This window comes from Bacillus sp. GC_Bacil_1 (genome assembly GCF_026540675.1).
In the GTDB taxonomy this organism is placed as follows: domain Bacteria; phylum Bacillota; class Bacilli; order Bacillales; family Bacillaceae_G; genus Bacillus_A; species Bacillus_A cereus.
Genome location: NZ_JALNUG010000004.1, coordinates 109,999 through 122,793 on the forward strand (window position 1 = coordinate 109,999; position 12,795 = coordinate 122,793).

Genomic DNA, 12,795 nt, shown 5'->3' on the forward strand with positions numbered 1-12,795 from the left:
TTAAATGCGACGATTCTATATTAAGTGAAAATGATATTCATTGTCAATTTTATTGATTATTTGAATACTTATTCTTAATCTCTTTCTACTTTGTTTCTTATAAGCAATACACTCTTGTATTCAAACAAAAACACCTCCATTGCATTTGCACACTTAGTATGCGAATGCAAGAGGTGTTTTTTCATATACCATCAGATAAGATTTCCTGCTTTGTTTATTTCTTGATACGTAGCTATTTTCTAGTACACAATAACTGGATCATACGTGTTCAAACTATCATATACAGTTTTTGCAACATTAGGAAGAAGGTTCACACACCCACCTGATCCACCTGTTAAATAAGCATTATTTGCCCAGTCTTTTCGCCAGCCGGCATCGTGGAATCCTTGACCGCTATTTGTGAATGGAACCCAGTAATCTACTTTAACCGCATAATCAGCTTTCCCTACTGCGCTACCTCTTAGCGTGTATGGTGTTCGTTTGTATAGGACGTACCAAACACCTGGTGATGTATCTTCACCCGTGCTATGTTTACCCGTTACTACATTTGTTGTAACGACTAATTTTCCATCTTTATAAATCCAAATTTGTTGCTCTGCAATTGAAACTTCCGCATACGTGTCTCCGATGCCATTATTCGCTGTTGTTTTATAACCGATACCTTCCTTCTCCCAACCATTTCCGTGAATATTAGAAGCAGAAAGCGACTTTTCGCCTTTCTCAAAGGCTTGTTGAACTTGTTTAGTTTCTTTTTCAACATCTAGTGCCCAGCCGTATCCTTGCCCTTTTACTGATATGACTGAACCGGAATGCGTTTTAAATGAGAAATCTTTATTTAATGTTGATTTGGCATTATTAATTTCAGTAATTTTCTTCTTAATGTCACTCGCATCAATTGTAACTTTCATATCCTTTGACATAGAGGCATTTTGAATTAAATCTTTCGCTTTTAAAGGATAAACTTCATCCTGCACTTTATACTCAACAGACTGCCCAAGAAGATTCTGTAGTGCTTTCTCCTCTTTTTTGACAATCGGATCGTCTTCTTTAATAGGTTTTATGTATGCAGACTTCAGATGAATTTCGCTTTTATATTTTTGCTTATCGTAATCTTTCAGTAGACTAGTAACATCATACTGTTTTCCTTCAACACTTTTCGAGATAACAATTTTCCCTTGTTCTAGCTTCGCCATAGCATCTTGAGGCGCTTTTAATTTTTCATTCATAGAGATGAGCGTTTCTTCTACAAGTTTCTTCATCGTTTCACTACGATACTGATCTGCCTTCTCTGGTAGCAATGAATAATTTTCTCCCTTTGAGGAAGGGAAAAATGTCCACTGACTTTTTAATAGTTTCTTAACTTGAGGCAAATCTTTTTCCGTAAGTTCCGTTTTTGTATCTTTTTCATCTAAAATTTGTTGTTGATCAACATAGACTTTGTTTGCTAGTCCAGATGTCTTTAATTTCTGTATTGCCTGATCAGCGCTCAGACCACCAACTTTTGTGTCATTAATTGTAACATTCGAATTGAAGTGAGTTGCCTGATAATAACTCATTCCCCCAATAAGAAGTGCAATTACACCAATACCCGCTGCGATAAACTTCCAATTTGTATAACGTTTTTTTGATCTTACTCGTTTTTGATCAATTTCTTCAACTGATTCATTTGTTGTATTGTTGTTCATCAATCTTTCCCCCGTATGCATTAACGTCAAACGATTTTCAACTAAAATCATAGACTAGTGTACCTTATTTTTCCTAAAATTTCATTATTTCCGACCACATTTTATCGCAATTTAATGATTTAATTTAGATTTTTTAATAGTACGATGCATTGAACAGCCCTTTACAAGTCATAAAGTGAAACTTAAATTAACCGTCACACCAAGAGATTTAGCTTAATATTCTAGGGGAAAATTTTTCTCTTTACGTAAAATACGAATTATATTATCCATTTTTATGAACATCAACCCCTAATTTTGTCAAAAAAATAAACGATAGTCCTTCTACATTTTTGATAACAGGACTATCGTTTTTTCAGTTAGAGTATTTGTATAATCGTTTAACTTTTTATTTCCTGAAGGTCAAACTTGATGAAGATGATGAGATTTCATCTCATAGCCTTTAAATGAAAACATTATGTTTTTTATGGCAACCAAGTTTATTTTTATAAATTAAACCCTTAGCTTGATGCCTCCCATATATCCAGCAACCTAAGATTAAGTAAGAGTCCATTCAACTAGATTTTTTCTAATATTTTTAGGTGCATCTTATTTCGCCTCGTCATATTTCACTAATTGAATTTAAAACACATCCGTATGCTATTTAGTAAAATTTACGATTCGAGACGTAATTATTGCAGTAACCAAGATAATAATAGCGGTTATCAAGCCAGATTCTCCAATCCAAATCTCAGTTTGATATCCTGTACTTGCACGTGCGAAAGGTCCTTGAATAATGGCATTCCAAGTAGTATGGATGATAACCGAAGGCCAAACGCTACCTGTGATAAGTCGTAAATAAGCTGTAATATAACTGAAGGGCACAATACAAAAATAGATGCCAAGTACTGAAAGTAGGACAGATGATCCTTCTACATATAGACCAGCAATAACAATTGGAACATGCCACGTTGCCCAAATCAATCCACTAATAAGGATAGGCCGTGAAAACTCTGCATCGACTAGCCTTGTGAGCATATAACCTCGCCAACCCATTTCTTCTCCTAAAACTGGGATTAAGTTAAGCAAACTTCCTAAAACGCCGCTCAATACTACTAGATAAATAAAACTGAATGGTTCCGGTACATACTGAAGTCCAAGTATATTGTAGATCGGTTCTAACATACCACCTTCGGGATGCTGAAACCCCGCAATTCCGCTCAACCAGGCGATAGAATAAGTAATTCCACAAATAATCATAGGTATTAACAGAGCAAACCCAATCCCCTTCCATATCTTTAAGTTACCGAGACTAAAAGATACATCTTTAAACCCTTCTTTCAGTATTATGCGAGTCAAAATAGAAGAAAATGCTGGGGTAAACATATATACCACAATAAGCGGCATACTTTTCGTAATTATTACTACTACATTTAGGATAATAGAAGTAATGATTAAGATACTCAAAAAGAGTTGAAGTCCTATTTTAGCACGTTGGATTTTATCTTTATTGTGGAACGATTTTGCGTGTAATATCATTTTAATCCGCCCTTCCCCTTTCATTCACTTGTTTATCGAATTTACTTCTTGTCATTTCCACAGACACAACTTAGAATAAAAATGTTTTTGTATACAGATTCATTCATCTTTAAAATCCCTCCCCAATTTATAGTCTAGTCTTACTTACGACTCATCAATGTAATTATTATTTATAAGTTGTCATAACCGATAGTACAAAAGTGTAATGATTAGTCTATGACCTGTGTCAATTAACCTTATGACAATATGTAACTAGAAAATATGATATGGAATAGATAACAATTGAATTAAGGCAATTGATTCGTGCAAGTACAATGAATCAATCTTGCTTTACAAATAATTCAATTGAGGTGGAAAAAATGAATAAGAAAAGCATAATTGCAATGGTTAGTACAGCTTTATTAGTCACAGGATGTGTAGAAGTAGGAAAGGCTCAAACAGTAGCAGTCGAAAATTCAGGTCAATCAATACAAAAAAATATAGTTAAATCCATACAATCACAGGCTTACCCATTAAAAACGATAGAGCCGTCAAAATCATTTGAGGATTTAAAACCACTTAAGAAAATGATTGGGAGCGCACAATATGTAGGATTAGGAGAGAATACTCATGGGAGCTCTGAAATTTTCACTATGAAGTTTCGCCTTGTGAAATATTTGGTTACTGAGATGGGTTTTACAAATTTCACAATGGAAGAAGATTGGGGAAACGGCTTAAAACTAAATGAATATATCCAAACAGGAAAAGGAAACCCTAGGGAATTTTTAAACTTGTTATATCCTACTGATGAAATTATAGCCATGATTGAGTGGATGAAAGATTATAATGCTGATCCATCCAATAAAAAAAAGATCCAATTTATTGGGCTCGACTTAAAGGAGTTGGACCAAGGTTGCTTTAATAAAGTGATTGATTATGTAAGACTACATCGACCAGATTTGCTGGCAGAAGTAGAAGGAAATTATAAAGAATTGTCGGCTTTTAATGGAAGTACAAAGGAATATATGGACCTTGCTCCTGAAATAAAAGAAAAGTTCAAAGCAAACGCTGAGAGAGTAGCCCAATTACTAAAAGATGAGAATGGGCAAGCCAACACAGAAATAGCTTCACCCGAGTACATCTGGGCGCAAGCAACGGCAAGTGCAATAGAGAAATTTACCACAATGCTAATTCCTAACGACTATCCAAGTATGTTAAAGCTACATGAGCAATACTTGGCCGATCATGCAATGTGGGCACAAGAAACATTTGGTGGTAAAACGATGGTATGGGCACACAATATTCATATAGCTAAAGGAATTATCGATGAGAAATTATACCCTTATGTTGCAGGGCAATTTTTGAAGGAACGTTTAGACAATAATTATGTCACAATTGGTAGTACAACTACGGAGGGGAATTTTACCTTATACAGCGAATATGATCCTTCCACTGGAGGTAAGATTACAACCGACACTATTCCACAAGATGTAAAAAGTTTCAATTATACTCTCGGAAAAGTACCATATAACATGTTTTTATTGGATAACCGTCACCTTAAAGGACAAGCAGAAAAATGGGTTAAAGCAAAAAGACCATTACTAAGTATAGGGGGACAAATCTTCCCGAACGAATCGGCATACTTTGATACGTCATTGCTTGAGCAATTTGATATTATGTTTCATATTCGAAAAACAAGTCCATCTCATATTAAATAAAAGTATAAAACAATCCCGTTCTTGCATCTGCAAGAACGGGATTGTTTTATGGTGATGGATATAAGCATCTTTTTTAACCAGAAGTAGGTTACTCTCCCCTTTTTATCATCATTTAGAAATGTCATATGACACTTTTACACTAGTGAGAATGACAAAAAAAGCAGTACAATTCGGTTATTACATAGATAGGAGCGAGAACTTTATGAAATCAAGATTCATCCAGAATGGTTATTTTTTATTGCTAACTTTCGTTACAGGATTTTTTTATTTTTGTTTTTATCTAATAGCTCTGCTATTCAGCTTCACCCTTTCATTTACGGTAATTGGAATTCCACTAGTTATACGCGTACTACAGACTACTACACCTTTTATCCAATTCGAGCGCATACAGACGAAAATTTATACAGATATTTCAACAGACTCTTATGATAGAAGTATAACAATAGATACATCAAACTGGGCTCAGGTGAAATTAGTGCTTACAGATCGTCGTACTTGGTGTGCTGTCTATTGGTTAATGCAGAAATTAGTGATTGGCATTTTCAGTCTCATTAGCGCAATCATTTTTTATGTAATGCCACTTATGTTGCTATTGGCACCACTACTGTATCAATACATCGAAATGAATATTATATTCATACAGATAGATACCTTTACTAAGTCACTCTTTGTAATGTTTATGGGTATAGTATTTACCGCCATAAGTATTAGAATAGTAGATCGTTTGACAAAGAAAATCGGTGGCTATACACGTAGCATGATTCGGCAACTAAATCGATAGAAGTTTGCAATCTGTGAGTAGTATCGCAGTTTTAAATTTAAAAGTATAATAGGCATGAAGGATTAAATTATAATATATGAAGTAAAAAGGTAGGCTACTTAGGGGGTAAATGACTTGTTAGATATGGTTAAGTATTGGTTTTGGTACGATTGGATTATGTTAGGAGTCCGTATACTTGTTAGTGTCTCTATCGCCATAACCACATTAGATTTTCAGGATAGTTTAACATTGCCAATTTGGATTATTATTCTTTGGGAAATTATTGCCTTCTCTGTCCCATGGGTAGCCTTACTATTCAATTATAAATATTATTTGTTCACAGAAATACTGCTATATGGTGGACTGTGTATATATTTAACTTCTTTATTTCCGGGAGCTAACGTTACATTTCTTATATCGGCTTTTCTGATTGCTGCGAATAGTCAGCATTTGTCCTATTATTGGACAGCTCCAACAACAGTTTTTATAACAACTGGAATTTTCTATGTGGTTGCGCCAAGTAATAGCTATTGGGTTATGGTTACCAACTATGGACTTGCTTATGTAATGGGCTTCGCTTTCCATTTATTAATCGTCAATCATAAGCAAAATGAAGCGATTCGTAAACAAAACGCGGTACTTGAGCAATATATGTCTCAGATTGAACGTATTACACTGGCAGAAGAACGGAACAGACTGTCAAGTGAGCTTCATGATACAGTTGGTCACGCTTATACTTCTATTATTATGGGGATGGAAACGTTGCGTACCGAACTTGCTACTGAGATGGGTATACAGAGGCTAGATTCTCTGCTTGAAATGGGACGTAAAAGTATTGAGGACGTGAGAGGTTACCTACATCAAATGGATTCTTCGTGTCAATCGCCTTCCTTAATTCAATCTCTACAAAATCTTGGAGCCGAATTTCAGGAGCACGCTCAGGTAAATGTAAGTTTTAGGACATTCGGAGAGGAATATCAACTGTCTCGGCAAGCGAAGATCGCATTCATTCGTTGTTTACAAGAGTCCCTTACGAATGCAGTACGTCATGGTCAGGGAACTGAAATTATAGTTTCATTGCAGTTTGAACAACAGTATACGAGGTTAGAAGTTCAAGATAATGGAAAAGGAAATGTAGAATGGCAGGAAGGCTTCGGTATGAATGCGATGAAAGAACGGGCAATGAATTTGCAAGGTCATTTGTCTGTATATACAAAGCCAGAGGAAGGAATGCTTGTTACATGTACCATACCGCGACAAACTGAAATAAAAGATGGACTTATTCGTTTGTTAATTGTAGACGATCAACCATTTGTTCGGGAAAGTTTGAGGACACTACTCGATAGATGTGAAGATTTAAATGTAGTCGGTTTAGCTGAGGATGGCAATCAAGCCATCGATTTGTGTGGGCGCCTTCAACCCCATGTTATACTTATGGATTTAGATATGCAGCACATGGATGGAGTTGAAGCAACCAAAAAGATTAAGCAACAATGGCCACATATCCGCGTGTTGATTTTCACAACTTTTCAGGATACCGAACAGGCGTTGGAATCACTTCGCAACGGTGCGGATGGTTTTTTACTTAAATCTATTGAAACGTTGGAGCTAGCTAATACGATCCGACTTATTCACAAAGGTGGGACACTAATTGATCAGGAAATGTCTCACAAAATATTTGAGAAGTTTGATGAGCAAAAAGAGACACCACAATCAAAAGCAACCGCTTTCGAACTAACAGCTAGGGAGATAGAAATATTGCAGCTAGTAGCAAAAGGACTTCGATACACTACCATAGCATCAAGATTATATTTATCGAGTGGCACAGTCAGAAATTATGCTTCCACAGCTTATACAAAGTTAGGAGTCCGTAACAAAGAAGAAGCTGTTCAAAAGGCTCTAGAAATTGGCATTATTGAATAAGAAAAATGTTTTTTTGTTTCTTTACAGCAAAGTAAACTGTAGTTACAAGATGCAAATTTTCTCCTAAATTTAATCCTCTTTCTATTTACAATATATTGAACTATCCCCACTTTCACTTCGTTTAGAAGTGGGGATTCCTAATCAATTAGAGTTCTATCGAACTCTAATTGATTAGGCTAACCCCGCAGTCCTTGCGGTTAGACGCCTTATTCCTTCATTCTTTATAATGATAAAATAAAATAGGCGAAATGCTGGACACATCCCGTCTCATAACTGCTACTGTCAAGGTGGTTGTTATTATGCATTATCTTTTTCTTTTAGACCCACGCTTGTACTTTGGTCGGTGAAGCGCGGGTTTTTTGTTATCTTTTTTGCATTTGCTATCTTAATATGTAGGCTGAAAGCTCACGCACAACTGCTCCGGCAATTTCTTTTAAAAGTTCAAACAATAATTCCTTGTTATATCGCCTCCTTTTCTTCCGAATGGATAGAAGGGAGAATTATTTATAGGGAGAAATAATAAGTTAAAAAAAGCAATAGGTGTTTTTACTGAAACGCATTGATTACTCTTATTATTCATTACAGCAAAGTTTATTCAACTGAATATATTATGTTTTTTTATAAAATAATACAAACCCTGATACAATATGACTACACTGTATCAGAGTTAATTTTTAATGTTGCACTATCTTCTAATACATATGATAAATATAGTATAAAATGATGGAGATTATTTAGGCCAAGACCCGGTCCACGCATCGTGAGCACTTTCGGAATAATGTTACAAATAGTCTACTAACCATTCACAGCCGCGAATTGGCTGTTATACAGATTGGCGTAGTACCCACCCTGCTCCAGCAGCTGCTCATGACTCCCGCTTTCGACGACATCCCCGTCCTTCATGTAGAGGATCATATCTGCCTCACGGATCGTCGACAAACGGTGAGCGATAACGAAACTCGTTCTGCCTTCCATCATCTTCAGGAACGCCGCCTGGATACGAATCTCCGTCAGCGTATCAATGCTGCTCGTCGCTTCGTCGAGAATTAGCATAGGCGGATCAACCAGCATAACCCGAGCGATTGTCAAGAGCTGTTTCTGTCCCTGGGACAGGCTGTCGCCGGAGCCGTTGATTACTGTATTATAGCCCTTCGGCAGCCGCCTGATGAAGCTGTGGGCGTTAGCTGCCTTAGCGGCTGCTATAACCTCATCCTAGCTAGCATTCGGTTTCCCATAGGCGATATTGTCATGGATTGTCCCACCAAACAGCCAAGTATCCTGTAGCACCATCCCAAAAGTATGGCGTAAGCTATCACGGGCCATATCGTTAATATTAATACCATCTATCGCAATCTCACCGGCATCAATATCATAGAATCGCATTAACAGATTCACTAATGTTATCTTGCCAGCACCCGTCTGTCCCACGATTGCGACACGTGTTCCTAGTTCAACAACTAGGTTCAAATCGGTAATAAGGGGACGGTCAGGCTGGTAAGCGAACTTCACATGATGGAATGTAATCGTCCCCTGCTTAGCTGGGATATGAACTGCATCTTCAGCCTCCGGTGACTCCGCCGATTCATCAAGTACCTGAAAGATACGTTACGCCGAGGCCGTAGCTGATTGCAACTGTGTAATTACTCCGGTAATCTCGTTGAACGGTTTAGCGAACAGATTGGCATAAATCAGGAAACTCGATAATCCCCCGACCGATATTCTAGACATAATGACCATAATACTCCCAATTAAGGCGATGATTGAGAAGGTAACATTGTTCACCAAACGGGTGGATGGATTCGACAGAGAGCTGACGAATTGTGATTTTACCCCTGTGTGATACAATTTATCATTTCGCGCTGTAAACTCCGCAAAAGAGTGATCTTCATAACGGAAGGCCTGAACAACCTTCTGCCCGCCGATCATCTCCTCGACATAGCCATTCAGTCCACCCAATATGCGGGCCTGATCACGAAATAGCTGCTGGGAGCGCATCGTGATGAACCGCGCTACGAAGAAAGTCACTGGTGCAGATAACAGCACGACGACGGTCATGAGCGGATTCGTATACAACATGAGCGCAATCGTCCCTGTGAAGAGCAGTGCCTTCTGCGGAACGATTCCGATCTCACCGCGTAACTCATGTAGACTATAATTCCTTACATCAATTCCATTGACGAGTATTTGTCCAGAGGTAGCGTCATAAAATCTCGGAATCAAGTTCACAAATGTAGATTTGCCTGAACCAGTACCACCGATAATTCCCACAGTCTCGCCACGTTTTATCTCCACCGATATATCTGTCAGTGCCGGTTCACTCGTTGTACAAAACCAACATCTCTAGCAAGATCCCGTAAGGTATTTGGAGATAAAAAACTTTGAATCTCTTGAGCAAATAGTTGTAATTCGTCAGACACAGAAACAGACATAAAAAACGCCATCCTTTCCTATGATTCTACAGAAAGAATAGCGCATTTTTCATTTAAAAGGTACTATATAAAGAGACTTCACCCTTTCGACTTATAATGTACTTCAACGACTACTAGCTACTTCCTAAACGTTGTTCCTCATTTACTAATCTATTTATGCTTTTTTTAAATTTGCAAAAGGACCAACAATATCTTCATATTACTTATTAACCATTATTGGCTGGATACTCTCCTGAACTCCCATCATTACTTGGTTGCATTGGCGTTCCATGGCCATCCCCATTGTTTGGCAGTGTTGTATTTCCTTCGCCACTACCATCGTTTAGCGGCTTTGTATTTCCTTCGCCACTACCACTGTTTGGCGGCTTTGTATTTCCTTCGCCACTACCACTGTTTGGCGGCTTTGTATTTCCTTCTCCACTACCGTTGTTTGGCGGCTTTGTATTTCCTTCTCCACTACCGTTGTTTGGCGGCTTTGTATTTCCTTCTCCACTACCGTTGTTTGGCGGCTTTGTATTTTCTTCTCCACTACCGTTGTTTGGCGGCTTTGTATTTCCTTCTCCACTACCGTTGTTTGGCGGCTTTGTATTTCCTTCTCCACTACCGTTGTTTGGCTCACTTTGCTTTTGATCTTCTGGTTTCTTTAATTCTTCTTGTTTCTTTTGCTTTTCTTTTTGCTTATTTTCATTTGGCTGTTCAGTCGTATTGGCTATTTTCGCATTTGGAGAAGTATCACGCTTCTCACCTTTAATACGTAATTCGCTATCTTCTTGAACCACACTGTTCGGCATTTTAAATTGCGATTTATCTGTAGCAAACTTACTCATCATTTCTTTAAAAATCAATTGAGCAATTTTCGTATTTTTACTACTAATATAATCATCTTTACTATCCTTTGTATATCCGGTCCATACAGCCATCGTATATTGTGGTGTATAACCAGCAAACCAACTATCACGATTAGCACTTTCTGGTAGATTATATTGTGCTATTTGTTCTAAAGAATAGTTTGTTGTCCCTGTTTTACCGGCTACATCTAAAGAACCTATATTAGCTGCTGTACCCAATCCAGATGAAACAAAAGTACGAAGCATATCAGTAATCATATATGCTGTAGAATCCTTCATAACTCGTTTTGGCTTTTGCTCAAAGCTTTTTGATTTACCATCTGGATAAACGATTTTCTTAACAAAATGTGGTTTCGTGTACTTACCATCATTACCAAATGCCGCATAAGCGCCTGCAATTTCAGTTGGTGACGCTTCATTTGTACCAATCGCTGTTGATTCGGTCGGTGCTACATTAAATGTAATACCTAGCTTTTCAGAGAAAGCTTTTGATTTATTAATTCCTACTTCTTTTGCAGTTTTAATAGCCGGGATATTTCGGGAAGTTTTCAATGCATCACGCATTGTAATTGGTCCTAAATGCTTTCTATCTGCATTTCTAACTTCTTGTCCTGTTGAATACTTATATGGAGAGTCATCAATTTGATGGTAAGTAGCCCATTTTAAATATTCAACTGCAGGAGCGTAATCAAAAATTGGTTTCATCGTGGAACCTGCTGAGCGATTTAATTCAATTGCAATATTATGTCCTTTAAAAACAGCTTTATTTTCACCACGTCCACTACCAATTGCACGTACTTCTCCTGTTTTCGTATCCATAAATGTGAAAGCCCCTTGGAATTTCTCATTTGGATAATTAATAATACCGCTATTTAAAAGCTTGTCCGCAAAATCCTGTGCCTTTGGATCTAATGTTGTATAAATTTCTAAACCGTCAGATCCAATATTTGCATCTGGCATTTCTTTTTCAACTTCTTTCACAACCGCATCCATAAAAGCAGGATATGGCATTTCTTTTTGTTCAGTTGCTTTCTTAAGTCCTTCTGTTACTGGAATTTTTGATGCGTCTTCCATTTCCTTTTTTGTAATATAACCATGTCGATTCATTAATTGAAGTACAACATTTCTTCTTTCTGTTGCTTTTTTGATATTTTGTTCTTTCGTTGGATCATAGTTATTAGGCGCTTTCATTAAGCCAGCAAGCATTGCAACTTCTGGTAGTGTTAAATCTCTCAATTCCTTACCATAGTAATTTTGTACTGCTGTTGCAATTCCGTATGAACGGTTACCTAAGTAAACTTTATTTAAATACATTTCTAAAATTTCATGTTTTGAATACTGTTGTTCTAGCTTATACGCTAAATATATTTCTTGTGCCTTTCTCTTTGACGTTTTTTCCATCGATAAGAAATAATTTTTAATAACTTGCTGCGTAATCGTACTTCCACCTTGAGAGCCGTAATCCCCTTTTAGGCTGACTAAAACTGCACGTGCAGTACCTTTAAAATCTACGCCACTGTGCTCGTAAAAACGTGCATCTTCTGTCGCTAAAAACGCATTTTCTACTAACTTAGGAATTTGACCATACATAATATTCGTTCGTTTTTCTTTCCCATATTCATATATCAATTTCCCATCTTTATCATAAATTTTTGAGGATAACGGATTAACAAGTTTTGCTTTCTCGAGTTTTGGCGCATCCTTGATCATAACGAAAAAAGTAGCAACCCCTGTGACTAACCCTACAATACCAACTAATAAACAACTAATTAAAAACTTACGAAAAAATGATGTCTTGCCTTTTGGTTTTTGTTTTTTAGCTGCTGGCTGTTTGTTCTTTTTAACTTGTCGTCGCTCCTCTCGAGAACGATAATTTTCTGACATGCTATATTCTCCTGCCTTTCAATTCTCCTTTTGATTTACTTAAAATTATTGAAT

Annotated in this window: 7 protein-coding genes and 3 pseudogenes; 3 read left to right on the forward strand and 7 right to left on the reverse strand. The window is 37.1% G+C overall.

Annotated elements, in window-relative coordinates:
- Positions 1 to 239: 239 nt before the first annotated feature.
- Together OXT04_RS07975 and OXT04_RS07980 are read right to left on the reverse strand one after the other, a co-directional pair.
- Positions 240 to 1,685 carry a L,D-transpeptidase family protein gene (locus OXT04_RS07975; protein ID WP_001064063.1) on the reverse strand — a complete coding sequence of 482 codons (1,446 nt, stop codon included), beginning with the start codon at positions 1,683 to 1,685 and terminating at the stop codon, positions 240 to 242.
- Positions 1,686 to 2,321: 636 nt separating this feature from the next.
- Positions 2,322 to 3,200, reverse strand: a complete 879-nt coding sequence (locus tag OXT04_RS07980; RefSeq protein ID WP_000600462.1) for a CPBP family intramembrane glutamic endopeptidase — start codon at positions 3,198 to 3,200, stop codon at positions 2,322 to 2,324.
- A 359-nt stretch (positions 3,201 to 3,559) separates the two neighbouring features.
- On the opposite strand from OXT04_RS07980, the gene OXT04_RS07985 reads away from it, so the two are divergent.
- The 3 genes from OXT04_RS07985 to OXT04_RS07995 all read left to right on the forward strand — a co-directional run bounded on the left by OXT04_RS07985 (position 3,560) and on the right by OXT04_RS07995 (position 7,580).
- Complete coding sequence (locus OXT04_RS07985) at positions 3,560 to 4,897, forward strand: erythromycin esterase family protein (RefSeq protein ID WP_098235323.1); 1,338 nt, start codon at positions 3,560 to 3,562, stop codon at positions 4,895 to 4,897.
- A gap of 202 nt (positions 4,898 to 5,099) precedes the next feature.
- The gene (locus OXT04_RS07990) at positions 5,100 to 5,678 is read left to right on the forward strand and encodes a sensor domain-containing protein (protein WP_098237201.1); all 579 of its coding nucleotides are present in this window, start codon (positions 5,100 to 5,102) and stop codon (positions 5,676 to 5,678) included.
- 114 nt (positions 5,679 to 5,792) lie between these two features.
- Positions 5,793 to 7,580 (forward strand): helix-turn-helix transcriptional regulator, encoded by a 1,788-nt coding sequence (locus tag OXT04_RS07995; RefSeq protein WP_267414126.1) that lies wholly within the window; start codon positions 5,793 to 5,795, stop codon positions 7,578 to 7,580.
- A gap of 304 nt (positions 7,581 to 7,884) precedes the next feature.
- On the opposite strand, the pseudogene OXT04_RS29850 reads toward OXT04_RS07995, so the two are convergent.
- From OXT04_RS29850 to OXT04_RS08015, 5 genes and pseudogenes are all read right to left on the reverse strand, one after another.
- A pseudogene (locus OXT04_RS29850) lies at positions 7,885 to 8,065 on the reverse strand (hypothetical protein).
- Between the two features lie 310 nt (positions 8,066 to 8,375).
- A pseudogene (locus OXT04_RS29885) lies at positions 8,376 to 9,707 on the reverse strand (ABC transporter ATP-binding protein).
- Between the two features lie 18 nt (positions 9,708 to 9,725).
- Positions 9,726 to 9,872 (reverse strand): annotated as a pseudogene (locus tag OXT04_RS29890) (ATP-binding cassette domain-containing protein); the annotation flags it as partial.
- A gap of 11 nt (positions 9,873 to 9,883) precedes the next feature.
- Positions 9,884 to 10,009 carry a hypothetical protein gene (locus OXT04_RS08010; protein ID WP_255259072.1) on the reverse strand — a complete coding sequence of 42 codons (126 nt, stop codon included), beginning with the start codon at positions 10,007 to 10,009 and terminating at the stop codon, positions 9,884 to 9,886.
- A gap of 206 nt (positions 10,010 to 10,215) precedes the next feature.
- Complete coding sequence (locus OXT04_RS08015; protein WP_267414127.1) at positions 10,216 to 12,741, reverse strand: PBP1A family penicillin-binding protein; 2,526 nt, start codon at positions 12,739 to 12,741, stop codon at positions 10,216 to 10,218.
- Positions 12,742 to 12,795 lie beyond the last annotated feature (54 nt).

Excerpts from the sequence above, each read along its gene's own strand:
- OXT04_RS07975 (WP_001064063.1), bottom strand. The coding sequence starts at position 1,685 with ATGAACAACAATACAACAAATGAATCAGTTGAAGAAATTGATCAAAAA.
- OXT04_RS07980 (WP_000600462.1), bottom strand. The coding sequence starts at position 3,200 with ATGATATTACACGCAAAATCGTTCCACAATAAAGATAAAATCCAACGT.
- OXT04_RS07985 (WP_098235323.1), top strand. The coding sequence starts at position 3,560 with ATGAATAAGAAAAGCATAATTGCAATGGTTAGTACAGCTTTATTAGTC.
- OXT04_RS07990 (WP_098237201.1), top strand. The coding sequence starts at position 5,100 with ATGAAATCAAGATTCATCCAGAATGGTTATTTTTTATTGCTAACTTTC.
- OXT04_RS08010 (WP_255259072.1), bottom strand. The coding sequence starts at position 10,009 with ATGTCTGTTTCTGTGTCTGACGAATTACAACTATTTGCTCAAGAGATT.
- OXT04_RS08015 (WP_267414127.1), bottom strand. The coding sequence starts at position 12,741 with ATGTCAGAAAATTATCGTTCTCGAGAGGAGCGACGACAAGTTAAAAAG.